Source organism: Pelodictyon luteolum DSM 273 (genome assembly GCF_000012485.1).
GTDB lineage: Bacteria > Bacteroidota > Chlorobiia > Chlorobiales > Chlorobiaceae > Chlorobium > Chlorobium luteolum.
This window is the reverse complement of record NC_007512.1, coordinates 2,183,823-2,207,290: the sequence shown is the minus strand read 5'-3', so window position 1 is coordinate 2,207,290 and position 23,468 is coordinate 2,183,823. Positions and strand designations below refer to the sequence as shown.

Sequence of the window (23,468 nt, the reverse complement as noted above, 5' to 3'; positions counted from 1 at the left end):
TGCTGTTCGAGCACGTTCAGTCGAACAGTATTCATCTGTGAACAGGTATGCCATCCATTGCCAGGCTTCCGGACAATGTAGCCAACAAGATTTCAGCGGGGGAGGTCGTCCAGCGGCCGGCTTCCGTCGTCAAGGAACTCCTTGAAAACGCCATAGACTCCGGCGCCGACCGGATTTCAGTCGTTATAAAAGACGCCGGCAGGGAACTGGTGCGCATCATCGACAACGGACGGGGAATGAGCAGGGCGGATGCACTTCTTTCGGTCGAGCGGTTCGCCACAAGCAAGCTCAGGGACGTCGATGACCTCGATACCCTCGGGACCCTCGGATTCCGTGGCGAGGCACTCGCCAGCATCTCCTCCGTCTCCCATTTCGAGCTCCGCACCCGCATGACCGATGCGCCTGTCGCGCTCCGTTTCCGTTACGAGGGCGGCATTGCAGTGGAAGAGTCTGAGGTGCAGGGTGAGGCGGGCACCTCGGTGAGCGTCCGCAATCTCTTTTACAACGTCCCCGCGCGCCGGAAGTTCCTGAAGTCCAACGCCACCGAGTACGGCCATATTTTCGAACTCGTCCGTTCGTTTTCCCTCGCCTACCCTGAAATACAGTGGCAGCTCCTGAACGACGACCAGGAGCTGTTCAACTTCCGCACTTCCGATATGCTGGAGCGCCTCGATACCTTTTACGGAAAAGGGTTTGCCGACAGCCTCATCGAGGTCGGCGAAGAAAACGACTACCTCTCCATCAGGGGATACATCGGCCGCCCGGCGCTCCAGAAGCGAAAGAAGCTCGACCAGTACTTCTTCATCAACCGTCGCCCGATCCAGAACCGCATGCTCACCCAGGCTCTCCAGCAGGCATATGCCGAGCTGCTTGTAGAGCGCCAGGCACCCTTCGCCCTCCTCTTTCTCGGTATCGATCCCTCACGGGTGGATGTCAACGTGCACCCTGCGAAGCTCGAGGTCCGGTTCGACGATGAGCGAAGCGTGCGCAACATGTTCTACCCCGTCATCAAGCGGGCCGTGACACTGCATGACTTTTCCCCCGATCTTGCCGCAGGAGGACGGACCTCGCAGGCAGGGGATGATTCCGCTTCCCGGGGGTTCACTCATGCCGGCGGGGGTGGATTCAGGACCCTTGCTTTTCAGGAGGTCCCGGAACGGGCCATTACGACCGGAGAGCTCTACGGCAGCTATCGCGAAGGGGCATTCGGCAGTTCCCGCCCGGCAGTTCCGCAGCCTTCACACCAGGAGGTGATGTTCCCTGTTCCTGAAGTCCCGGCGGCCCGTGAGGATATCTCACAGCTGCTCCGCTCGAGCATGCACGAGGGCCCGGAAGGCGCCGGAGTGGAGCCGAAAGGGGAGGAACCGAAGATCTGGCAGCTCCACAACAAGTACCTCATCTGCCAGATCAAGACCGGGCTCATGATCATCGACCAGCACGTGGCTCATGAGCGGGTGCTCTACGAACGCGCGGTGGAGGTGATGGAGAGCCGCGTGCCGAACTCCCAGCAGCTGCTCTTTCCGCAGAAGGTCGAGTTCCGGCCGTGGGAGTATGAAGTGTTCGAGGAGATCAAAGACGATCTGTACCGGCTGGGCTTCAACCTTCGTTCGTTCGGGACCCGGGCGGTGATGATCGAGGGCGTCCCGCAGGATGTGCGGCCCGGAAGCGAGGCCACCATCATGCAGGACATGATTGCCGAGTACAGGGAGAACGCCACCCGGCTGCGGCTGGAGAGGCGCGACAATCTGGCGAAATCATACTCCTGCCGCAACGCCATCATGGCGGGCCAGAAACTCTCGATGGGGGAGATGCGCACCCTCATCGACAATCTTTTCGCCACCAGGGAACCTTACTCATGCCCGCATGGCAGGCCCGTCATCATCAAGATGACGCTGACCGAGCTCGACCATATGTTCGGCAGGTCCTGAGTGTTTGCTTCTTTCGGCCAAAGATGCTAAATTCCCGCTTCAGACAGCTACCCTTGTAGCTCAGTGGATAGAGCAACAGTTTCCTAAACTGTGGGTCGGCAGTTCGAGTCTGCCCAAGGGTACATAAAGAACAGAGAGCCCGGAGCAACCCTCCGGGTTTTTCAATACTACCGGCAGCTGCCTTTTGGCTGGCCAGCACCCCTGCCGGGACCCATGCCTGCACCGCCCTGATCCCAGACCCATCCGGCTGCGGCCCGGAGGTCTGCTTCGCTGAGTGCCGACATTGCGGGCATGAGGCCGAAGCGTTCGATGGCCTGCGCTTCAATGACCGATGCCGCTTTGGAGGGCGACTGCATGAATGCCGTCATTGCCTTGACGCCTTCGGCTTTCGATGAGAACTTTGCACGGTAGCGGGAGGCGATGGGAATGATCGGTGGAGCGGATTTTGGCGGCGGCGCCACGCTGTGGCAGACGCTGCAGTTGCGCTCGAAGACCGCTTTCCCGTCCGGAGCGGCGGCAAAGCAGTCAACGGCTGCTGCCGAGAGGATGAGTCCAGCCGCAAGCGGCAGTATGACCAGTTTCATGTCGGTGCTTCCTCGTGTTACATTGGATGAAGAAATATTCCTGCCTTCGAAAGGAAAAGGTACCCAAAAAAACTAACCGCCCCAGCATATGAAGTTCCTTCGGAACATCGCCATCCTGCTTTTCTGCCTTTTTGTGGTAGATATCGTGCGCTACTTCGTCATTCCCGATGTGGAGGGTCTTGCCCGGAAAACCCCGGAGACCACCGCGTTCATGCGCTACCGGGTGGAGGCATGGCGCCGTGCCGGATACAGCGGAAGGAAGACCGACCGGAAGGTCGTCCCTCTCTCCGCCATATCGAAAAACGTCGTCAAGGCTGTGCTGATTGCTGAAGATGACAAGTTCTGGCAGCATGACGGGTTCGACTACGATGCGATGGAGCATGCGCTGGAGAAAAACCTCAAGGAGCGCAAAATCGCCATGGGCGGGAGCACCGTCAGCCAGCAGCTGGCAAAGAACCTCTATCTCTCACCATCGAAGAACCCGGTGCGCAAGATCAAGGAGGCGATCCTCACCTGGCGGATCGAGCGGTCGCTCTCAAAGAGCCGCATTCTGGAGCTCTACCTCAACTCTGCCGAATGGGGTGATGGCATTTTCGGCATTGAAGCCGCTGCCCGCCACTACTACGGCACCAGTGCCGGCCGGCTGAACGCCCGTCAGGCCTCACGTCTTGCCGCCGTACTCCCAAACCCCATCCGCTGGTCACCCACCGGCAGTTCCCGTTATGTCCGGAAGCGCTCCGCCATCATTTACCGCATCATGCAGAAACGGGGGATTGTGGCGCCATCCTATGGGGGACGCGTGCCGCTTCCGGTCGATACCACGGCTACGGCGGCAGCCTCAGATACCATCACGATCGGTGTTCCACGCGAGCTGATCGACGGGGTGTTCATGGATTCTGGAGAGGGCGGAAACTGAGCACGCCGCGGATGGCGGCGTGCAGATGGATACGAGGGAAGGAGTGCGCCTTTGGCTGCGGCCCTCAGGCTCAACGTTCTTCGTAGGGTTCGAAGAGGGTCTTGTCGACGCCGCAGACAGGGCATACCCAGTCTTCGGGCACATCTTCAAAAGGCGTTCCGGGCTGGACGCCGCTGTCGGGGTCTCCGGCTTCGGGATCGTATACGTAACCGCAAGGCACACATACCCATTTCTGCATGATGATTCTCCGTTTGGTGTTGAAGGGTTCTGATTTAAGGCTGTATCGGGGGCTATTGCCCATTCAGCGAAAATGAATTCCCCCCGCCTGTAAAAAGTTCATCGTGTCCTGCCGATTTCATCGACCGATGTTCAGCCTGCTTTCACCACGCCGGTATAGACGATGACCGCCGGTCCGGTGAGATAGACCTCCCGCATATCTTCGCTGAACGTCACGTTGAGCATGTCACCGCTTTTCACCCGGACCCTGATGCTGTCGGCTGAGGTCATGCCGAGGCGGCGGCTGAGAAGTGCGGCTGCGACCGCTCCGGTTCCGCATGCGAGGGTCTCATCTTCGACGCCCCGCTCGAAGGTTCTGAGGTCGATGCTGTCGGTGGCGGTCACTTCGATGAAATTGACATTGGTGCCGCCGGGGAAGATGTCGGTGCGGTGGCGAATGGCGCGGCCCTCCCCGACCACATCCACGGCATCAAGCCCTTCGGTGCGGATCACGGCGTGCGGCGAGCCGGTATCAATAAAGGCACAGTACTGACCGCCGAGATCGATTTCGTCCCTTATGCCCCGTGGCTCGCGCATCCGGAGCCGTACCGTTTCGGGTCCGCTCACCCATGCCTGATAGGGGTCGCCGTTTGCCTCAAAACGGAAGCACCCCCCGGCGTCCGGCTGCACCCCGATGCTCCTGGCGAACCAGACCGCGCAGCGGCCTCCGTTGCCGCACATCGTGCCGGGCAGACCATCGGCGTTGTGATAGAGCATGCTGAATGATGCTGTTTCTGACGGCTCGATGAGGATGAGCCCGTCGGCGCCGATGCCGGTACGGCGTGTGCAGAGCGCACGGATGGCCGAAGCCTCAAGGGTGATGGAGCGGTCACGGTTGTCCATGATGATGAAGTCGTTGCCTGCACCGGACAGTTTGCTGAATGGGATCTCTCGTCTCATGCCCAGAATGTGTTGGAATGGTGTTGATGAGGGGCTTCGTGCTCCTGGCTTTTCATGAGGACCCTTGCCGCCAATGCTCCGCCAAAGCAGTCCCCGTAGGGGCTTTCCTACTTTATAATAAAACAATAGCCCTGTAATGGCGGCCCAAAAAAATTTATTATTAAATAATTTTTCTTATTTTATTTAATACTGCGTCAGGTGGGAAGACCGCCTCAGCAGCCATTCCGGTATGGCCGGCACCGGGAAAGGTGCCTTCGTTGCTTTGCCGGGGATGGGTGGAACACTTGCTCCGATGGACCATTCCTCAGTACGGTGTATGGCGCTGGTCCGGAGGGTTTCTTTCGGTTTCTTCAACCTGAAATATGTCCAAACAAAGGAGAGAATACAATGGCTGAACAAGTGAATCCGGCAGGAGTCAAGCCAAAGGGGACGGTTCCGCCTCCCAAGGGGAGCGCTCCTTCTCCGAAGGCGAGCGGCGCTTCGGGCGGTCCTTCCGTCATCAAGGAGCAGGATGCCGCCAAAATGAGAAGGTTCCTGTTCCAGCGGACAGAGACCCGGTCCACGAAATGGTACCAGGTGTTCGACACCGACAAGATCGACGACGAACAGGTCGTCGGCGGCCATCTCGCCCTTCTCGGCGTTCTTGGATTCCTCATGGCCATTTATTATTTCTCCGGCATCCAGGTCTTCCCGGCATGGCTCGGTGGAATGCCCGGGTTCCATGACAACTGGTTCTACCTCACCATCAAACCGAGGATGGTCTCTCTCGGCATCGACACCTACAGCACCCAGACAGCAGATCTCCAGCAGGCAGCGACCAATCTCATCGGCTGGGCAGCGTTCCACTTCCTTTCCGGCTCCATCCTCCTCTTCGGCGGCTGGCGTCACTGGACCCACAACCTGACCAATCCGTTTACCGGCCGCGCAGGCAACTTCCGCGATTTCCGTTTCCTCGGCAAGTTCGGTGACATGGTCTTCAACGGAACCAGCGCAAAGACATACAAAGATGCTCTCGGACCCCACGCCGTCTACATGTCCCTCCTGTTCCTCGGATGGGGCCTGCTCATGTGGTTCGTGCTCGGTTTCGCACCTGTTCCTGATTTCCAGACCATCAACTCCGAGACGTTTATGTCGTTCGTGTGGTTCGTGGCCTTCTTTGCTCTCGGCATCTACTGGTGGAACAACCCCCCGAATGCGGCCATTCACCTCAATGACGACATGAAAGCAGCCTTCTCGGTGCATCTCACCGCGATAGGCTACATCAACATCGCTCTTGGTGTCATCGCCTTCGTCGCTTTCCAGCAGCCATCTTTCGCGCCCTATTACAAGGAGCTCGACAAGCTGGTGTTCTATCTCTATGGTGAGCCGTTCAACCGTGTCAGCTACGACTTCGTGCAGGAAGGCGGCCGGATCGTCTCCGGCTCGAAGGAATTCTCGGAATTCGCTCCCTTCGCAATCCTTCCCAAGAACGGCGCATCGTTCGGCATGTCGAGGGTTGTCATCAACCTCATCACCTTCAACCACATCATCTGCGGTGTACTCTATGTCTTCGCAGGTGTCTACCATGGTGGCCAGTACCTCCTCAAGATCCAGCTCAACGGCCTCTACAATCAGATCAAGTCCATCTGGATCACAAAGGGCCGCAATCAGGAAGTCCAGGTCAAGATCCTCGGTACTGTCATGGCGCTGTGTTTCGCCACCATGCTTTCCGTTTACGCTGTCATCGTGTGGAACACCATCTGCGAGCTGAACATCTTCGGAACGAACATCATGATGTCGTTCTACTGGCTGAAGCCGCTTCCGATGTTCCAGTGGATGTTTGCAGACCCGAGCATCAACGACTGGGTCATGGTCCACGTCATCGTGGCAGGTTCGCTCTTCTCGCTTATCGCACTTGTCCGCATCGCCTTCTTCGCCCACACCTCACCCCTCTGGGATGATCTCGGTCTGAAGAAGAACTCGTACTCCTTCCCCTGTCTCGGACCTGTCTACGGCGGTACCTGCGGCGTTTCGATCCAGGATCAGCTCTGGTTTGCCATGCTCTGGGGAGTGAAGGGTCTGTCTGCAGTCTGCTGGTATATCGACGGCGCATGGATTGCTTCGATGATGTACGGTGTGCCTGCGGCTGACGCAAAAGCCTGGGACTCTGTGGCCGGCCTAGCCCACCACTATACCTCCGGCATTTTCTACTATTTCTGGACAGAGACCGTGACGATTTTCTCGAGCTCGCATCTCTCGACCATTCTGATGATCGGTCACCTTGTATGGTTCATCAGCTTTGCAGTATGGTTCGAGGATCGCGGTTCCCGTCTTGAAGGTGCCGATATCCAGACCCGCACCATCCGCTGGCTAGGCAAGAAGTTCCTCGGCAGGGACGTCAACTTCCGTTTCCCTGTCCTGACCATCTCGGACTCGAAGCTTGCAGGTACCTTCCTGTACTTCGGCGGAACCTTTATGCTTGTGTTCCTTTTCATGGCCAACGGGTTCTATCAGACTGATTCACCCCTACCGCCGACCGTCAGTGACGCAGCGGTGTCCGGTCAGGTGCTCCTGACTCAGGTGGTGGACTACCTGATGAAGCTTATTGCATGAACTGCCTGACCGGGGGGGCTTCCGGGCTCCCCTTATGGTCAGAATGCAATAGGAAACTACAGAAGACTATAATCAATAGAGGAGGGTTCCCTGATGGCCGATCCTGTAAAACAGCCAGAAACTCAGCCGGCACCAGCCGCGAAGGCTCCGGCTGCGCCCAAGGCGGAAGCGCCGAAGGGTGCGCCGCCTAAGGCACCGGCACCAGCCGCGAAGCAGGGGCAGGCAGCGCCGAAGGGTGCGGCGGCGAAACCGGCCGGCAAGGCCCGCCTTGAGCCGCTGAATGTCAACCTTGGCCGTTGCGGCGTCCGGCAGGAATCCGCGCTGCCCTATAAGAAGCCTGCTGCTCCAAAACCAGCGCCCGCTGCAAAACCAGCACCTGCGGCTAAAGGAGCACCCGCTGCCAAGCCCGCTGCAGGAGCAAAACCGGCACCGACCGCAGCTCCGGCACCGAAGGCCGCACCTGCTGCCGCTCCGGCCATGAAGCCTGCGGCTCCGAGGGCGAAGAAGCATTACTTCATCTTCGAGAATCTCTGTGTAGGATGCGGCCTCTGCCTTGACAAGTGTCCACCGAAGGTCAACGCCATCGGCTACAAGTTCTACGGGGACGTTCAGGAAGGCGGCTTCCGCTGCTACATCGATCAGGTTGCATGTATTTCCTGCTCGGCCTGCTTCTCTGGTGATGAGTGCCCTTCCGGCGCGCTTGTTGAAGTGCTGCCTGACGGAGAAGTCCTCGACTTCTCATTCACGCCGCCTGATCGTCTTGATTTTGATCTCCGCTTCCTGCATCGCTTCCACCGCGAAGCCCGCTGAAGAGAGGCTGGAACGTATCGTTGTTTTTTACAAGAGCATTGTCAGCCTGACAATGCTCTTTTTTTTCGAGTCTCCTCTGTCAATAGACGTATGAACGAGCAAGAGATCGGGGGAGCGGGCTATGCCTCCGCCCTCGTCATCATACCAACCTACAACGAAAGCCAGAACATCGGGCGTCTCATCGACACCCTTCAGAAGTCGTTCGGCCGGCTTCTCGACATCCTGGTCATCGACGACAGTTCGCCTGACGGGACCGCCAGTATTGTCGCTGAAATGCAGCAGCACTGTCGGGGGCTGCATCTCATCAAGCGGGAGCGAAAACTCGGGCTAGGCACTGCCTACATTCAGGGATTCCGCTATGCGCTTGAGGGTGGATATAGGTTCATACTGGAGATGGATGCCGATTTCTCGCATGACCCTGCCATGGTCGGCGTACTTATTGACGCTGCTGGAACTGCGGATCTCGTGATAGGGTCCCGATATGTCGGCAACAGGGTCAACGTTGTCAATTGGCCGCTCAGCCGCCTGATTCTATCGAAAATGGCTAGCATCTATACCCGGGTCATCACCGGCATGCCCGTTGCAGACCCGACCGGGGGGTTCAAGTGCTTCCGGCGTGAAGTGCTTGAGGCAATCGATCTTGACCGCATCGCTTCGCAGGGGTACTCGTTTCAGATCGAGGTGAACTTCAGGGTATGGAAGAAAGGGTTCCGGATTCAGGAGGTACCGATTGTGTTCACCGACAGGACCGTGGGGCTGTCGAAGATGACGAGAGGGAACATCCGCGAAGCGGTATGGATGGTCTGGTGGCTGAAACTGAAATCGCTTGTCGGAATGCTTTAGTCGGAGTTTTTTTTGGGGGGACGAAAAAAAACGCCGGGCGGCCGCATGATGCTGCCCGGCGCTACTATTGCTGCCTTCAATGCTGCTCAGTCATTCTTTTCAGCAACCAGTTGCTGCACCACCTCGGCCGGCGCTTCTTCATAGTGGCTGAAATGATAGCTGTAACGTGCTCTGCCCTGGGTGAGGCGCGTCAGCGAGTGATGGAAGGCCGGAAGAGCTGACTGCGGAATCTCCGCCTTGACCACCTGCATCCGGACGTCCGCCTCCATGCCGAGTATCTTTCCCCGTTTGGCTGAAATATCCCCAACGATTTCTCCGGTGTACTGGTCGGGTGCGGTCACGGTGAGCTCCGCAATAGGTTCAAGAACCATCGGCTTAGCTTTTTCGATGGCCGCCTTGAACGCCATTCCGGCTGCAATCTTGAACGCGAATTCAGAACTGTCGACAGGGTGGTACGAGCCATCGTAAACGACAGCCTTCAAATCGACCACAGGGTAGCCGGTTAGGGTTCCGGAGGCGATAGCCTCGCGGAGTCCTTTTTCAACGGCAGGGATGTAGCGGGTGGGGACCACGCCGCCGACCACCTCGCTTGTGAATTCAAATCCGCTGTCGCGAGGGGCGGGGTCGAGCCTTACCCAGACGTCACCGTACTGCCCGCGTCCACCCGACTGCTTCTTGTGGCGACCCTGGGCAGAGGCCTGTACGCGGATGGTTTCGCGGTATGGGACCCTTACCGGGGCGGTCTCGACTTTCACATTGAACTTCTTTTCAAGGCGGCTGAGGATGATATCGAGGTGTGTCTCTCCCTGCGTCTTGAGAATGGTCTGGTTGAACTCGACATCATGCTCGATCGAGAAGCTCGGGTCCTCTTCATGCAGGTGGTGGAGTCCCGCCGAGATCTTTTCTTCATCGCCCTGTGTGATCGGCACGATGGCCGTGGCGAGTACCGGAACGGGAAAAGTGATGGGGCTGATGCGGCAGTTGGTGCCCTTGTCGGCAAGGGTGTCGTTCGTATGTGCATCCTTCAGCTTGACGACCATGCCGATGTCACCGGCAAGAAGGCTGTCGACCGGAGTACGTTTTTCGCCGATGACGGTGTGGATCTGGCCGGGTTTTTCAAGTTGGCCGGTCTGCACGTCCTGGAGTTCATGACCGGATTCAAGATGGCCGGAATAGACCCGTAGGTAGGATATTTCACCGATTCGTGGTTCCGACATGGTCTTGAAGATGAAGGCGATGGTGGCGCCTGCCGGATCGGGTTCGAGGAGCTGTTCGTTCTGGCCGGACGTGCAGAGGGAGTGCTCCGGGCCACGCTCTATGGGCGAAGGAAAGAGGTTGACCATCGCGTTCAGCAGACGCTCAGAGCCGATGAGGTGCAGGGGAGAGGTGCAGAACACCGGAAAGAAGGTGCGGGATACAAGTGCACTTTTGATGCCGTGGCGCAGTTCGTCCTCGGTCAGGGAACCGATCTCGAAGAAGCGCTCCATAAGCTCTTCATCGGTTTCGGCGACTGCTTCGACAAGCTGCTGGTGAAGTTCCTCAGCCCGTTTCAGATAAATGTCCGGGATGTCGGAGACTGTCATGCTGCCCGGTTTGTCCGGGTTGAATTCGAGCTGCTTCATCAAAAGGACATCGATGAGTATATGATGTCCGACGCCCTCTTCTGCCGGGAACTGGATCGGGGTGACGAGGTGCCCGAAATGGTCCTGCAGTTCCTGGATTGTCTCGTTGAAGCGCGTTCGGTCGGCGTCGAGCTTGGTCAGGACGAAGACGGTCGGCTTATAGTATTCTTTGGTGTACTCCCAGATTGTATCGGTGCCAACCTCCACGCCGGTGGACGCATTGACGGTGACCAGCACCGTGTCGGCCACGCGCATAGCGGACTTTACGTCGCCATGGAAGTCAATCAGGCCGGGCGTGTCTATGATGTTCAGTTTGCAGCCCTGCCACATTCCGTTTATGAGGCTGGTGTTGAGGCTGTGCCTGCGGCTTATCTCATCGGGTGAGTAGTCGGAGAGGGTATTGCCCTCCTCGATGCTGCCAGCCCGGTTTATGAGTCCCATCGAGAGAGCAAGGGATTCGGTGAGGATGGTCTTGCCGCTGCCGGCATGGCCTGTGATGACGATGTTGCGGATTTGATCGGGTTGGACAGCTTGCATGGCGGTTACTCCTTGTTGGAAGGTAATGGAACGGTGCAGCAGTTGAAGCTTAAGAGTCAATTAACGAAAAAAAGTCCTATTTGCTTCTCAGGCGGGGGTGAAATGCTATGGAAAAAAGGATATATTTTGGTTTTCCAGCGAACCACCGCAACCCAAATCATCGTTACCCATGCCTGTAATCCACAAAATCCACGCCCGCCAGATCCTTGACTCACGGGGCAACCCTACGGTCGAAGTCGACGTCTATACTGAAAGTTCATTCGGCCGTGCAGCCGTTCCCAGCGGTGCGTCGACCGGCGTGCATGAGGCAGTGGAACTGCGTGATGGCGACAAGGGGGTCTACCTCGGCAAAGGCGTCCTGAAAGCGGTGGAGAACGTCAACACCGTCATCGACGAAGCGCTCAGAGGCATGCTCGTGACCGAGCAGGAAGAGATCGATGCCCGCCTGCTCGAGCTCGACGGCACTCCGAATAAATCCAAACTCGGAGCAAATGCCCTTCTCGGCGTCTCCATGGCCTGCGCCAAAGCCGGAGCCGAATACTCCGGCCTGTCGCTCTTCCGCTACATCGGCGGCACCATGGCCAATACGCTTCCGGTTCCGATGATGAACGTGCTCAATGGCGGCGCCCATGCAGACAATACCGTCGACTTCCAGGAGTTCATGATCATGCCGATAGGGTTCAGCACCTACTCCGATGCACTTCGCTGCGGTGCAGAAATCTTCCATGCCCTGAAGGCTCTTCTCCACAGCCGCGGCCTCAGCACTGCCGTCGGTGACGAAGGCGGGTTCGCACCCAACCTCCGTTCGAACGAAGAAGCTATCGAGCTTGTGGTCGAAGCCATCGGCAAGGCCGGCTACAAGGCAGGTTCTCCCGCCTCGAAAGGCGGCCTCGGCGACGCTCAGGTCATGATCGCACTCGATCCTGCAAGCTCCGAGTTCTACGATACGGAGAAAAAGAAATACGTCTTCAAGAAGTCCGATAAGCGCGAACTCTCCTCTGAAGAGATGGCTTCCTACTGGGAAGGGTGGGCCAACACCTACCCGATCATTTCCATCGAAGACGGTATGGCCGAAGACGACTGGGCAGGCTGGAAGCTCCTCACCGAAAAGATCGGAGACCGTGTGCAGCTTGTCGGCGACGATCTTTTCGTTACCAACAGCCTGCGCCTCGCCGAGGGCATTGAAAAAGGTGTGGGCAACTCGATTCTCATCAAGGTCAACCAGATCGGTACCCTTACCGAAACCCTCCGGGCCATCGATCTGGCAAAGCGCAACGGATACACCTCGGTCATCAGCCACCGCAGCGGCGAAACCGAAGACAGCACCATCGCCCAGATCGCTGTAGCGACCAATGCCGGACAGATCAAGACCGGCAGCATGTCGCGCAGCGACCGCATGTCGAAGTACAATGAACTGCTCCGCATCGAGGAAGAGCTCGGCGAGCAGGCAATCTATCCCGGAAAGCAGGCCTTCAGGGTCTGAGGGTGCATGCTTCCGAGGCGGGAACCCCGTGCTGTCTCATTGGCCGGCACGGGTTCTTTCCTTCGGCTTCCCCGGGGCGAAAAATATCCTGAGGCATCTTGAGCTTGAAACACACGCTGAACATGTTCTGGGGCTATGTACGCACCAACCCGAAAAAGTTTTTTTTCGCGGTGCTTGCCGTTGTGTTCGTTACCTGGCTCCTCTTTGACGACTACGGTCTCTTGACAAGGATCTCCATGGAGGCAGAGCACCGGAGCCTGCTGCGAACGCAGGAGGAGGGGCAGCAGCGGATCATCCGGAACGAGGCCCGCATCCGCCATTCATCCGATCCCGACAGCATCGAAAAGGCTGCCCGGGAGAGGTATAATTTCCGCCGCACGGGGGAACGCATCTATATCATCAGTGAGGAGTAGCCCGTTCTCCTTCACACTGCCCCCTTACATTTCAACAGCCAAGGAAAACCCGACAGTCCCATGTACGAGTACCGCCGCCGCCTGACCAGAGAAGTGCCGTTCGGCCCCATATCCCTCGGAGGATACCTGCCGATCAGGGTGGAGTCCATGCTCAATACCCATACCTCCGATACACGGGCCTCGGTTGAACAGTGCCGCAGGCTCCATGATGCGGGCTGCGAAATCATCCGGCTGACCGTCCCTACCGAGAAAGACGCTGAAAACCTCCGCGCCATCCGCGACCAGCTGCGGCGCGACGGCATCCGGACGCCGCTTGTGGCCGATATCCACTTTTCCGCTCGCGCCGCAATGAAGGCGGTGGAGTTCGTCGAGAACATCCGCATCAATCCGGGCAACTACGCAACCCGCAAGAAGTTTTCAAACGGTGACTACACGGAGGACGAATACCAGCAGGAGCTTCTGCATGTCCGCCAGGAATTCCTTCCGCTTGTCGAGAAAGCCCGCAGCCTTGGCGTCTCCATGCGCATCGGCACCAACCACGGCTCGCTGTCCGACCGCATCGTCAGCCGCAGGGGCAACTCCCCGGACGGCATGGTCGAGGCCGCGCTGGAGTTCGCCCGCATCTGCGAAGATGCCGGCTACTATGACATCCTCTTCTCCATGAAGTCTTCCAATGTCAGGGTGATGATCCAGGCATATCGTCTTCTTGTGCAGCGTGCAGACAAGGAGCTTCTCCACGCATATCCACTCCATCTCGGGGTGACTGAAGCCGGGGATGGTGACGAGGCCAGGGTGAAATCCGCCATGGGCATCGGCGCCCTGCTTGAGGACGGTCTTGGCGACACCATAAGGGTATCGCTCACCGAAGACCCTGTCAACGAGGTGCCTGTCGGTTTCGAGATCGTACGGAAGTACAACACGTTCCATCAGGTGAAGGGCAAAAAGGCTCATCTCCCCCTCAAGCATCTTATAGAGTCCTCCGGTGAGGCCGGCAGATCGCGTGCCGCAACGGAGGAGCTTCCTTTTGATCCCGTCAGCTACAGCCGGCGGAGCTCGGAGCCGCTGGAGACCGGAGGCCTTGTCATCGGCGGTGAAGCGCTGCCGGTGGTCGAGACTGCGCTGCAGTCACCTCTTTCTGAAGCGGATGGTGCACTGGAGGAAGCTCTCCTGCGGCTTCGCCCCGAGCTGGAGGCGGGTGCCATCCGCTCCGAGCTCCTCACGGTTCCCGTGGCCGTCGAAAGTGATCTCCCTCTGCTCCGGAATCTGCTTGGGAGGCTTGGCCCGGCTGCCAGGTCTGTCGGAGCATCGACGGCTGAAGCAGGGCTTTTTAATCTTCTTCTCAGGGAGGATCTCGCCAAAGTCCGCTTCGAGATTACCGAAGAGGAGATGCTTCCGAAAGATCTTGTCGACATGATTCCCGCCGACTGCTTTCCGGCGGTCGAATTTTCGTTCGTACGCCAGCGCTCAGGTGTCGGCGTTGCGGCCGAAGTCCTCGCATCGTTTGCCATGAAAGCCCGAGCCCGCAACCTGCAAAGGGTACTCTTTTCGGTTGTCTCCTCCGATGGGCTCTATGCTGCACGCCGCCTCGCCCTTGAGTTCCGCCGCCGCTCCATCAGGGCCCCTGTTTCTGTACGTTTCAGCGGGAGCGATCCCCTTCGACTCAGTACCATAATCGATGCCTCCGTACAGGCCGGTCCGCTTTTTTCCGATGGACTCGGCGACATGCTCTCCCTCCAGACGCCGCTGAGTGCCGAGGACGAGATCAGTCTCGGGTTCAATATCCTGCAGGGTGCCAGGGCCCGTATGTCGAAAACCGAATTCATCTCCTGTCCCGGCTGCGGCAGGACCTACTTCGACCTTGAGCGTGCCGCCGCTTCCATCAAAACACGCCTCTCACACCTGAAAGGACTCAAAATCGGCATCATGGGGTGCGTGGTGAACGGGCCGGGCGAGATGGCCGATGCCGATTTCGGCTATGTGGGTGCGGGAAAGAACCGCATCAGCCTCTATGTAGGAAAGGAATGCGTTGCCGAGAATCTGCCTGAGGTGGAGGCTGTCGACCGCCTGATCGATCTCATCCGGGAGCACGGCCGCTGGGTCGAGCCCTCTGCCCCCCTAGAGGACTAGCATGTCCATGCGCTGCACGCTCATCACCGGGGCCTCAATGGGAATCGGCGAGGCCTTTGCCCGCGAGTTCGCCCGCAGGGGGAACAACCTCATTCTCGTTGCCCGTTCGGCTGAGCTTTTGCACACGCTGGCCGCAGAGCTCCGAGAAAAAAGGCACGTTGAAGTGCTGGTGTGCGTTTCGGATCTCACCCGGCCGACTGCGCCGGAGGAGATCCATCAGTTCTGCCGCCGCGAGGGTGTGAGGGTAGACCTCCTCATCAATGCCGCAGGGCTCTCGTATGCGGGAGGGTACAGCGGGATCCCTCCGGAAAAACTCGAGGAGCTGATGGCCGTCAACATGCTTGCGCTTGCCCGTCTCACCCGCCTCTTTTCGGTCGACATGGTGGCTGCGGGCGGGGGCGGCATCATCAACATCGCCTCGCTTGCAGGCCTGCAGGGTATCGCCGGTCTCGGACTCTATTCGGCGACCAAGTCATTCGTCATCACCCTCACCGAAGCCCTGCATGTAGAGCTGAAAGCTTCCGGGGTGAAAGTGCTGGCAGTATGCCCCGGGTTCATCGAAACAGGCTTCTTCGCCGTCGCCGGCCATGATCCTGCTTCCATCCTTCTGCCCATCTCAGACGCTTCGGTCGTGGTGAAGGCGGCCGTCCGCGGACTTATGAAAAATAAGATGCGGGTGTATCCCACCCTCATCGACACCCTCCTTGCCTTTGCTGAAAGATTTGCCCCGAGAGAGGTTTCCGCCCGGCTGGCGGCATTTCTGTCGGGCGTCTGGGGAAAATAATTTGTTCCCTTTTTCTTTTGCATTTTTAAATCATCTCATTATATTACCTGCCCTGTTTTTTGACTGAGCTGCTGGTGTAGCTCAATTGGTAGAGCAGCTGATTTGTAATCAGCAGGTTGCGGGTTCGAGTCCCATCACCAGCTCTGGACTATTGCGGGTAGGTAGCGAAGTGGTTAAACGCAACAGACTGTAAATCTGTCGACATATGTCTTCGGAGGTTCGAATCCTCCCCTACCCACACATTGTTTTTCCTGTTTTACGTGCTGATGTAGCTCAGTTGGTAGAGCACTTCCTTGGTAAGGAAGAGGTCATCGGTTCGAGTCCGATCATCAGCTCCGGTTTTGGTGTTGGCTATACGTCAGTAGCTTAATTGGTAGAGCAGCGGTCTCCAAAACCGCAGGTTGGGGGTTCGATTCCCTCCTGACGTGCACGCATGATTTTTATTTGTATGGAAGCGCAGTTTATTCCGGGCCGTGATTCATGAACAAGTATATCGGTAAGGCCGGTCAGTATTACAGGGACGTTGTCGCAGAGATGCGCAAGGTCGTCTGGCCGAGCAAGGAAGAGTTGAAAGATCTGACGGTGGTGGTCCTGACAGTGTCGGGCCTCCTCGCTCTTTTCACCTTCCTCGTCGACTGGGTGATAAACTTCGTGATGGGAAAGTTACTGTAAGAAACCGGAAAGGGGAGTGAGGATGGCCGCAAGAAAAAAGGAAGTTGAGGATCTGGGAGTGCCGCCGGCAGCACGCTGGTATGCGCTCAGGATCTATTCCGGGCACGAGCGGAAGGTCAAGGAAGGTATAGATGCGGAAGTTGAGCGTAGCGGGCTTGGTGACAAGATCCTGCAGGTGTATGTTCCTTACGAGAAGTTCGTCGAGGTCAAGAACGGCAAGAAGCGCAGCATGACGAAGAATGCGTTTCCGGGCTACGTGCTGATCGAAGCCGTGCTTGACAAGCAGACCCGCAACCTCATTCTCGATATCCCCTCGATCATGGGTTTTCTCGGTGTCGACGACAACCCGATTCCGCTTCGTCCCGACGAGGTCGAAAAGCTGCTTCAGCCGGAGGCTTCTGTCGAGCATCGCACCATCATCGAGGCGCCCTTCCAGGTCGGCGATTCCGTCAAGGTCATCGACGGCCCGTTCAGTTCGCTTACCGGCGTGGTCCACGATGTCTGCACCGAGCGCATGAAGGTGAAGGTCATGATCAGCTTCTTCGGTCGCAGCACGCCGACAGAGCTTGATTTCTCGCAGGTTAAGTCAGTTTCACAATAAATACAACACGGGCTTACGCTGGTAAGCTTCTGAACAGAACATAGGACAATGGCAAAAAAGGTAATCGGTTTCATCAAGCTTCAGATCCCTGCCGGCGCTGCGAACCCCGCACCTCCTGTCGGTCCCGCCCTCGGTCAGAAGGGTGTGAACATTATGGAGTTCTGCAAGCAGTTCAATGCAAAGACCCAGTCAGAGGCTGGTATGATCATCCCCGTGGTCATCACTGTCTTCTCCGACAAGTCATTCACCTTCATCACCAAGACGCCTCCCGCCGCAGTGCTCCTTCTGAAGGAAGCCAAGCTGCAGAAAGGTTCGGGTGAGCCGAACCGCAACAAGGTCGGCACCGTTACCCGCGAGCAGGTCAAGAAGATCGCCGAGCTGAAGATGCCTGACCTCAATGCCTTCGATCTTCGCGGTGCAGAAGAGATGATCATGGGTACGGCAAGAAGCATGGGTATTGTAGTAGAGGGCTGAGGACGCCCGTTTTATTTGAAGTCGTGGGAGGCTGAAGAGGCCGCTTTTTCAACCACTAGCATAGTATAAAGAATGGCAGGAAAGAATTACAGGGCAGCTGCTGCGCAGGTCGACCGGAACATGGAGTACGACCTCGTGGACGCAGTGGCCAAGGTCAAGGAGATCACCAACGTCAAGTTTGACGCCACCGTTGATGTGGCTGTCAAGCTCGGAGTTGATCCGCGTCACGCGGACCAGGTCGTTCGCGGCACCGTCATGCTCCCGCATGGCACAGGTAAAACTGTTTCGGTGCTGGTCGTCTGCAAAGAGGCCAAGGCCGCTGAGGCAACTGAGGCCGGCGCAGATTTGGTCGGTTTTGAAGAGTATATCGAAAAAATCCAGAACGGCTGGACCGGTGTCGATGTCATCATCGCCACTCCCGACGTCATGGGCCAGCTCGGCAAGGTAGCCAAGATCCTCGGACCCCGCGGCCTCATGCCGAACCCGAAATCGGGTACGGTGACCATGGATGTGGCAAAGGCTGTCAAGGAGGTCAAGGCCGGAAAGATCGAGTTCCGCGTCGACAAGGCCGGCAACGTCCACGCACCCGTCGGCAAGGCATCCTTCCCCGCTGACCAGCTGGTCACCAACATCACCAGCTTCCTTAAGGAGGTCATGCGCCTGAAACCTTCTGCGGCCAAGGGACAGTATGTCCAGGGTATCGCGGTTTCCAGCACCATGTCGCCCGGCGTTCGGATCAAGAGAGAGAAATTTGTCGCCTAATAACAAACGGTTTATACGATGAAGCGAGATAAGAAAGAACAGGTGGTCAGCGAAGTTTCCGAGAAGCTCCGTCGTTCACAGGGCATATATCTGACCGAGTTCCAGGGTCTCAGTGTGGCCCGGATGGCAGAACTCCGCAATGAGTTCCGCAAGGCCGGCGTGGAGTACCGGGTGGTCAAGAACACCCTGATCAAGAAGGCGCTCAGCGACATGGAAGGTGCCGACAAGCTGGCTCCTGCCCTGAAGAGCACTACTGCAGTGGCCTTCGGTTACGACGATCCCATCGCCCCTGCAAGGGTGATTACCAAGTTCAGTAAAACCAATGAGGCCCTGAAGTTCAAGATGGCCGCCATCGACGGTGTTGTGTTCGGTTCGGACAAGCTTCCTGCACTGTCGGAGATGCTGACAAAAACCGAGAACATCGGTCGCGCAGCAGGTGTCATCAACAACGTGGTCGCTTCCGTTCCGATGGTTGTCAATGCGGTGATGAGAAACCTCGTCTCTGTCATCGACCAGGTCGGAAAACAGAAGCAGTAAAAGGGTCAATCACAGTCTATTACGCACTCAGTACAGAAATTTACAACCGTCAATCAAAACCAGGAGAGAGGCAATAATGTCCATCGAAACACTTGTAGAGGAAATTGGTAAACTTACCCTTACCGAAGCATCTGAGCTTGTCAAATCGCTTGAAGAGAAGTTCGGCGTCAGCGCAGCTCCCGCAGTCGTCGCCGGCGTAGCCGCTGCCGCACCTGCAGCAGCCGCAGCAGAAGAGCAGACCGAGTTCGACGTGGTCCTGACCGCCGCCGGCGAGAGCAAGATCAACGTCATCAAGGTTGTGCGTGCCATCACCGGCCTGGGTCTGAAAGAGGCCAAGGACATGGTTGACGGTGCTCCGAAGACCGTCAAGGAAGCCGTCTCCAAGGACGAGGCCGAGAAGCTCATGAAGGAGCTCAAGGACGCAGGCGCATCTGTAGAGCTGAAGTGATTTCAGCAGAGCCGATTTACACAGCAAGCTCCGCTTCTTTACGAAGCGGAGCTTTGTCTGTTTCTGCAAGTGGTATTTTAGGCGTGGTCACGTGACGATATGACCAGGATGCAACCGGGTAATATGCCGGCCGGGTTAACAGATTTCATGCAATTGAACCAAAAGCGAGGTGCTTGTGAAAGTGGCTGATGCAACATCAACACCGTCTATTGACTTTTCCAAAATCCAAAGCGTTATAGAGGCTCCTGACCTTTTAAAAGTCCAGCTCGACTCCTTCCATAACTTCATACAGGACAGCGTTCCCCTCGCAAAGCGCAGGGAGCAGGGTCTGGAAAAGGTCCTCAGGAGCGCATTTCCGATTACCGATACCAGAGGCCTTTACCTCCTCGAGTACATCTCCTACAGCTTCGACAAGCCGAAGTACACGGTAGAGGACTGCATCGAGCGCGGGCTGACCTATGATGTGTCGCTGAAGGTAAAGCTGAAGCTTTCCTACAAGGACGAGGCTGACGAGACCGACTGGAAGGAGACCATCCAGCAGGAGGTCTATCTCGGCAGGATTCCCTATATGACCGAACGGGGTACGTTCATCGTAAACGGCGCCGAGCGCGTCGTCGTGGCCCAGCTCCACCGCTCCCCCGGCGTGGTGTTCAGCGAGGCTGTCCACCCGAACGGCAAAAAAATGTATTCGGCCAAGATCGTCCCGACCCGTGGGTCGTGGATCGAGTTCCAGACCGATATCAACAACCAGATTTTCGTCTATATAGACCAGAAGAAGAACTTCCTGGTCACCGCACTGCTTCGCGCCATCGGCTTTACCCGCGACGAGGATATCCTCGGGCTCTTCGATCTTGTCGAAGAGGTCCCTATGAAGGCTGCCAAGCGGGAGCGCCTGGTCGGCCAGTATCTCGCCTCCGACATCGTCGACATGCAGACCGGTGAAGTGGTCAGCGCCCGCACGGCGATCACTGAAGAGGTTTTCGAGCAGATTCAGGCCGCCGGCTACAAGAGCGTGAAGATCATGAAGAGCTTCAATGGCAGCGATAAGGGCCAGGACAAGTCCATCGTCATCAATACGATCCTCAACGACAGCTCGGCCACCGAGGAAGAGGCTCTTGAGATCGTCTATGAAGAGCTCCGTGCCAATGAGGCACCCGATATCGATGCCGCCCGCAGCTTCCTCGAGCGCACCTTCTTCAACCAGAAGAAGTATGATCTCGGCGAAGTCGGCCGCTACCGTATCGGAAAAAAACTCAGCCGAGAGTTCAGTGAGATGGATGAGTACCTTGGTGGAAAAGGCGAGCTGAAGCAGCTCTCCGACACGATCCACCAGAAGATCCTCCAGACCATCCAGTCGTTCTCCGACGAGCCGATCGGTGAAGAGGTTCTGGTACTTACCCACCTTGACATCATCGCCGTCATCAACTACCTCATCAAGCTGGTCAACGGCCAGGCTGAGGTTGATGATGTCGACCACCTGGCCAACCGCCGTGTGCGTTCGGTCGGTGAGCAGCTCGCCGCCCAGTTCGTCATCGGTCTTGCCAGAATGGGCAAGAACGTGCGTGAAAAACTCAACAGCCGCGACTCCGACAAGATCGCCCCTGCTGACCTCATCAACGCCCGTACGGTCTCCAGCGTGGTCTCGAGCTTCTTTGCCACGAGCCAGCTTTCGCAGTTCATGGACCAGACCAACCCTCTGGCCGAGATGACCAACAAGCGCAGGGTTTCGGCGCTTGGACCTGGCGGCCTTACCCGCGAGCGGGCTGGCTTCGAGGTTCGCGACGTCCACTACACCCACTACGGCAGGCTCTGTCCGATTGAAACCCCAGAAGGCCCGAACATCGGTCTTATCTCGTCGCTCTCGGTCTATGCCGAAATCAACGACAAGGGCTTCATCCAGACCCCCTACCGCGTCGTCGAGAAGGGTCACGTCACCGATACGGTCGTGATGCTCTCTGCCGAGGACGAGGAGAACAAGATCACCGTTCCGGTCAGCATCCCGATTGATGCGAACAATAATATCGCAGTCGAATCCGTGCAGGCCAGGACCAAGGGCGACTATCCGCTCGTTCCGTCCGAGGATGTCAACTACATGGACGTTTCCCCCGTCCAGATCGTCAGCGCAGCCGCTGCCCTCATCCCGTTCCTCGAGCACGATGATGGTAACCGTGCCCTCATGGGTGCCAACATGCAGCGCCAGGCAGTGCCGCTCCTCGTTTCCGAGGCCCCGGTAGTCGGCACCGGCATGGAGGCCAAGGTCGCACGCGACTCCCGCTCGGTCATTCTCGGTGAAGGTCCCGGATTTGTCGAAGAGGTTACCTCTGAGTTCATAAAGGTCCGCTACGACATCGATACCGAAAATAACGAGCATATGTCGCTGCTTGATCCGGACGAAGGTCTGAAAACCTACCGGATGATCAAGTTCAAGCGCTCCAACCAGGATACCTGCATTTCTCAGCGGCCGATTGTCAAGAACGGTCAGAAGGTCGATAAAGGTACCGTGCTTGCTGACAGCTCCTCAACGGAGGATGGCGAGCTCGCACTCGGAAAGAACGTTCTTGTGGCCTTCATGCCGTGGCGCGGATACAACTTTGAGGATGCCATCATCCTCAGCGAACGCCTCGTCTACGACGATGTGTTCACCTCCATCCATGTCCACGAGTTCGAAGCCAACGTCCGCGACACCAAGCGCGGCGAAGAGCAGTTTACCCGCGACATCTACAACGTCAGCGACGAAGCGCTGCGTAACCTTGATGAAAACGGCATCGTGCGCATCGGCGCCGAGGTCAAGGAACGCGACATCCTCGTTGGAAAGATCACGCCGAAAGGCGAGAGCGATCCGACGCCGGAAGAGAAGCTTCTGCGTGCCATCTTCGGCGACAAGTCGAGCGATGTGAAAGACGCATCCATGCATGTGCCCGCAGGCATGAAGGGCATCGTCATCAAGACGAAGCTGTTCAGCCGCAAGAAAAAGGTTGGCATGGACGTGAAGGAAAAACTTGAACTCATCGATGCCCGTTTCGAGCGCCGTGAGATCGAGCTGCGCAAGAGCTTTGAGAAATGGCTCCGCCAGATGCTCCAGGGCAAGAAAGTAAAGGGACTCACGAGCGACAAGGGCAAAGTCCTTGCCGATGAGGGAGCGGCGTTTGACGATGCACTCCTTGCGAAGTTCTCGAGCCAGCCGTTCCTTGAGTCCATCGACTTCACTCTCGGCGTTACCGGAACGAAGAAGGTTGATGAAGCCGTTATACGCCTTGTCAAAGAGTTCCGCTTCAAGCTGAAGGATCTCGCTGACGAACGCGACAATGAAAAGTACAAGGTCAACGTCGGCGACGAGCTGCCCCCCGGAATCGAGGAGCTGGCTAAAGTCTACATTGCCCAGAAACGCAAGATCCAGGTCGGTGACAAGATGGCCGGCCGCCACGGAAACAAAGGTGTGGTCGGCAAGATTCTTCCTATCGAGGACATGCCCTTCATGGCAGACGGCACCCCGGTAGACATCGTGCTCAACCCGCTCGGTGTGCCGAGCCGTATGAACATCGGTCAGCTGTATGAAACATCCCTCGGCTGGGCTGCCAAGAAACTCGGCGTCAAGTTCAAGACCCCGATCTTCAACGGCGCTACCTACGAAGAGGTCCAGGCCGAGCTGGAACGGGCAGGACTGCCCATGCATGGCAAGGTCCGTCTCTACGATGGCCGTACCGGCGAGCAGTTCGACGATGAGGTCACGGTGGGTTACATCTATATGCTGAAACTCAGCCATCTTGTCGACGACAAGATCCACGCACGCTCAACCGGTCCATACTCACTCATCACCCAGCAGCCGCTCGGTGGCAAGGCGCAGTTCGGTGGACAGCGGTTCGGTGAAATGGAGGTCTGGGCGCTCGAAGCATACGGTGCCGCAAACATCCTCCGTGAGATGCTGACGGTGAAATCCGACGATGTGGTCGGCCGTAACAAGACCTATGAGGCCATCGTGAAGGGCCAGAACCTTCCCGAGCCGGGCATCCCGGAATCGTTCAATGTGCTTATCAGAGAACTTCAGGGCCTCGGCCTTGAGATTCGCATCGACGACAGGGTACCTTAGCAGAAGGGGCAGGGGCCCCGGAGTGACCATCATTAAAGGAAGCTGAAAAGAGTCGTTTAACCAGGATATCGA

20 protein-coding genes and 5 tRNA genes are annotated in these 23,468 nt (G+C 57.4%); 21 read left to right on the top strand and 4 right to left on the bottom strand.

The genetic code is table 11. The annotated features are described in order from the left end of the window. The first annotated feature begins 47 nt into the window (after positions 1-47). A complete protein-coding gene (gene mutL / locus PLUT_RS10250) occupies positions 48-1,928 on the top strand; it encodes a DNA mismatch repair endonuclease MutL (protein ID WP_011358693.1) in 1,881 nt (626 codons plus the stop codon). Between the two features lie 49 nt (positions 1,929-1,977). Next, positions 1,978-2,050 (top strand) — tRNA-Arg (locus PLUT_RS10245). A 45-nt stretch (positions 2,051-2,095) separates the two neighbouring features. On the opposite strand, the gene PLUT_RS10240 is transcribed toward PLUT_RS10245, so the two are convergent. Continuing rightward, positions 2,096-2,512, bottom strand: coding sequence for a c-type cytochrome (locus PLUT_RS10240; RefSeq protein ID WP_011358692.1), 417 nt, complete (start codon positions 2,510-2,512; stop codon positions 2,096-2,098). Between the two features lie 88 nt (positions 2,513-2,600). Here PLUT_RS10240 and mtgA point away from each other — a divergent pair, with 88 nt between their 5' ends. Next, positions 2,601-3,428 carry a monofunctional biosynthetic peptidoglycan transglycosylase gene (gene mtgA, locus PLUT_RS10235; RefSeq protein ID WP_011358691.1) on the top strand — a complete coding sequence of 276 codons (828 nt, stop codon included), beginning with the start codon at positions 2,601-2,603 and terminating at the stop codon, positions 3,426-3,428. A gap of 70 nt (positions 3,429-3,498) precedes the next feature. Here mtgA and rd read toward each other — a convergent pair whose 3' ends face one another. Then, positions 3,499-3,666 carry a rubredoxin gene (gene rd / locus PLUT_RS10230; protein WP_041464217.1) on the bottom strand — a complete coding sequence of 56 codons (168 nt, stop codon included), beginning with the start codon at positions 3,664-3,666 and terminating at the stop codon, positions 3,499-3,501. Between the two features lie 131 nt (positions 3,667-3,797). Then, on the bottom strand, positions 3,798-4,604 hold the full coding sequence (gene dapF / locus PLUT_RS10225) for a diaminopimelate epimerase (protein ID WP_011358689.1): 807 nt from the start codon (positions 4,602-4,604) through the stop codon (positions 3,798-3,800). A 387-nt stretch (positions 4,605-4,991) separates the two neighbouring features. Here dapF and PLUT_RS10220 point away from each other — a divergent pair, with 387 nt between their 5' ends. The 3 genes from PLUT_RS10220 (at position 4,992) to PLUT_RS10210 (ending at position 8,849) form a co-directional block, all read left to right on the top strand. Further along, entirely contained in the window at positions 4,992-7,196 is a 2,205-nt protein-coding gene (locus tag PLUT_RS10220; RefSeq protein WP_011358688.1) for a photosystem I reaction center subunit IX, read from the top strand. Positions 7,197-7,289: 93 nt separating this feature from the next. Next, positions 7,290-8,006, top strand: a complete 717-nt coding sequence (locus tag PLUT_RS10215; RefSeq protein WP_011358687.1) for an indolepyruvate ferredoxin oxidoreductase subunit alpha — start codon at positions 7,290-7,292, stop codon at positions 8,004-8,006. A 90-nt stretch (positions 8,007-8,096) separates the two neighbouring features. Next, positions 8,097-8,849 (top strand): polyprenol monophosphomannose synthase, encoded by a 753-nt coding sequence (locus tag PLUT_RS10210; protein ID WP_011358686.1) that lies wholly within the window; start codon positions 8,097-8,099, stop codon positions 8,847-8,849. 86 nt (positions 8,850-8,935) lie between these two features. On the opposite strand, the gene fusA is transcribed toward PLUT_RS10210, so the two are convergent. Then, entirely contained in the window at positions 8,936-11,008 is a 2,073-nt protein-coding gene (fusA, locus tag PLUT_RS10205; protein WP_011358685.1) for an elongation factor G, read from the bottom strand. Between the two features lie 169 nt (positions 11,009-11,177). Here fusA and eno point away from each other — a divergent pair, with 169 nt between their 5' ends. From eno to rpoB, 15 genes are all read left to right on the top strand, one after another. Next, the gene (eno, locus tag PLUT_RS10200; protein WP_011358684.1) at positions 11,178-12,491 is read left to right on the top strand and encodes a phosphopyruvate hydratase; all 1,314 of its coding nucleotides are present in this window, start codon (positions 11,178-11,180) and stop codon (positions 12,489-12,491) included. A 98-nt stretch (positions 12,492-12,589) separates the two neighbouring features. Continuing rightward, a complete protein-coding gene (locus PLUT_RS10195) occupies positions 12,590-12,904 on the top strand; it encodes an FtsB family cell division protein (RefSeq protein WP_011358683.1) in 315 nt (104 codons plus the stop codon). A gap of 60 nt (positions 12,905-12,964) precedes the next feature. Beyond that, complete coding sequence (gene ispG / locus PLUT_RS10190) at positions 12,965-15,031, top strand: (E)-4-hydroxy-3-methylbut-2-enyl-diphosphate synthase (RefSeq protein WP_011358682.1); 2,067 nt, start codon at positions 12,965-12,967, stop codon at positions 15,029-15,031. A 1-nt stretch (position 15,032) separates the two neighbouring features. Further along, complete coding sequence (locus PLUT_RS10185; protein ID WP_011358681.1) at positions 15,033-15,815, top strand: SDR family NAD(P)-dependent oxidoreductase; 783 nt, start codon at positions 15,033-15,035, stop codon at positions 15,813-15,815. A gap of 70 nt (positions 15,816-15,885) precedes the next feature. Continuing rightward, positions 15,886-15,958: transfer RNA gene (locus PLUT_RS10180), tRNA-Thr, on the top strand. 12 nt (positions 15,959-15,970) lie between these two features. Next, a tRNA-Tyr gene (locus PLUT_RS10175) sits at positions 15,971-16,053 on the top strand. 24 nt (positions 16,054-16,077) lie between these two features. After that, positions 16,078-16,150: transfer RNA gene (locus PLUT_RS10170), tRNA-Thr, on the top strand. A gap of 20 nt (positions 16,151-16,170) precedes the next feature. Continuing rightward, positions 16,171-16,243: transfer RNA gene (locus tag PLUT_RS10165), tRNA-Trp, on the top strand. Between the two features lie 52 nt (positions 16,244-16,295). Further along, entirely contained in the window at positions 16,296-16,487 is a 192-nt protein-coding gene (gene secE, locus PLUT_RS10160) for a preprotein translocase subunit SecE (protein ID WP_011358680.1), read from the top strand. A 22-nt stretch (positions 16,488-16,509) separates the two neighbouring features. Further along, positions 16,510-17,088 (top strand): transcription termination/antitermination protein NusG, encoded by a 579-nt coding sequence (gene nusG / locus PLUT_RS10155; protein ID WP_011358679.1) that lies wholly within the window; start codon positions 16,510-16,512, stop codon positions 17,086-17,088. Between the two features lie 48 nt (positions 17,089-17,136). Beyond that, on the top strand, positions 17,137-17,562 hold the full coding sequence (gene rplK / locus PLUT_RS10150) for a 50S ribosomal protein L11 (protein ID WP_011358678.1): 426 nt from the start codon (positions 17,137-17,139) through the stop codon (positions 17,560-17,562). Positions 17,563-17,634: 72 nt separating this feature from the next. Further along, a complete protein-coding gene (gene rplA, locus PLUT_RS10145) occupies positions 17,635-18,324 on the top strand; it encodes a 50S ribosomal protein L1 (protein ID WP_011358677.1) in 690 nt (229 codons plus the stop codon). An 18-nt stretch (positions 18,325-18,342) separates the two neighbouring features. Continuing rightward, entirely contained in the window at positions 18,343-18,861 is a 519-nt protein-coding gene (rplJ, locus tag PLUT_RS10140) for a 50S ribosomal protein L10 (RefSeq protein WP_011358676.1), read from the top strand. Positions 18,862-18,937: 76 nt separating this feature from the next. After that, on the top strand, positions 18,938-19,309 hold the full coding sequence (gene rplL, locus PLUT_RS10135) for a 50S ribosomal protein L7/L12 (RefSeq protein WP_011358675.1): 372 nt from the start codon (positions 18,938-18,940) through the stop codon (positions 19,307-19,309). Positions 19,310-19,490: 181 nt separating this feature from the next. Then, positions 19,491-23,396 (top strand): DNA-directed RNA polymerase subunit beta, encoded by a 3,906-nt coding sequence (gene rpoB, locus PLUT_RS10130; RefSeq protein WP_011358674.1) that lies wholly within the window; start codon positions 19,491-19,493, stop codon positions 23,394-23,396. The last annotated feature ends 72 nt before the right edge of the window (positions 23,397-23,468 follow it).

What these genes read in the sequence shown, in the direction of transcription:
- eno (WP_011358684.1), top strand. Translation starts at nt 11,178, where the DNA reads ATGCCTGTAATCCACAAAATCCACGCCCGCCAGATCCTTGACTCACGG.
- mutL (WP_011358693.1), top strand. Translation starts at nt 48, where the DNA reads ATGCCATCCATTGCCAGGCTTCCGGACAATGTAGCCAACAAGATTTCA.
- secE (WP_011358680.1), top strand. Translation starts at nt 16,296, where the DNA reads ATGAACAAGTATATCGGTAAGGCCGGTCAGTATTACAGGGACGTTGTC.
- ispG (WP_011358682.1), top strand. Translation starts at nt 12,965, where the DNA reads ATGTACGAGTACCGCCGCCGCCTGACCAGAGAAGTGCCGTTCGGCCCC.
- rplK (WP_011358678.1), top strand. Translation starts at nt 17,137, where the DNA reads ATGGCAAAAAAGGTAATCGGTTTCATCAAGCTTCAGATCCCTGCCGGC.
- PLUT_RS10215 (WP_011358687.1), top strand. Translation starts at nt 7,290, where the DNA reads ATGGCCGATCCTGTAAAACAGCCAGAAACTCAGCCGGCACCAGCCGCG.
- mtgA (WP_011358691.1), top strand. Translation starts at nt 2,601, where the DNA reads ATGAAGTTCCTTCGGAACATCGCCATCCTGCTTTTCTGCCTTTTTGTG.
- nusG (WP_011358679.1), top strand. Translation starts at nt 16,510, where the DNA reads ATGGCCGCAAGAAAAAAGGAAGTTGAGGATCTGGGAGTGCCGCCGGCA.
- PLUT_RS10185 (WP_011358681.1), top strand. Translation starts at nt 15,033, where the DNA reads ATGTCCATGCGCTGCACGCTCATCACCGGGGCCTCAATGGGAATCGGC.
- fusA (WP_011358685.1), bottom strand. Translation starts at nt 11,008, where the DNA reads ATGCAAGCTGTCCAACCCGATCAAATCCGCAACATCGTCATCACAGGC.
- rplA (WP_011358677.1), top strand. Translation starts at nt 17,635, where the DNA reads ATGGCAGGAAAGAATTACAGGGCAGCTGCTGCGCAGGTCGACCGGAAC.
- rplJ (WP_011358676.1), top strand. Translation starts at nt 18,343, where the DNA reads ATGAAGCGAGATAAGAAAGAACAGGTGGTCAGCGAAGTTTCCGAGAAG.
- rd (WP_041464217.1), bottom strand. Translation starts at nt 3,666, where the DNA reads ATGCAGAAATGGGTATGTGTGCCTTGCGGTTACGTATACGATCCCGAA.
- PLUT_RS10210 (WP_011358686.1), top strand. Translation starts at nt 8,097, where the DNA reads ATGAACGAGCAAGAGATCGGGGGAGCGGGCTATGCCTCCGCCCTCGTC.
- rplL (WP_011358675.1), top strand. Translation starts at nt 18,938, where the DNA reads ATGTCCATCGAAACACTTGTAGAGGAAATTGGTAAACTTACCCTTACC.
- PLUT_RS10240 (WP_011358692.1), bottom strand. Translation starts at nt 2,512, where the DNA reads ATGAAACTGGTCATACTGCCGCTTGCGGCTGGACTCATCCTCTCGGCA.
- dapF (WP_011358689.1), bottom strand. Translation starts at nt 4,604, where the DNA reads ATGAGACGAGAGATCCCATTCAGCAAACTGTCCGGTGCAGGCAACGAC.
- PLUT_RS10220 (WP_011358688.1), top strand. Translation starts at nt 4,992, where the DNA reads ATGGCTGAACAAGTGAATCCGGCAGGAGTCAAGCCAAAGGGGACGGTT.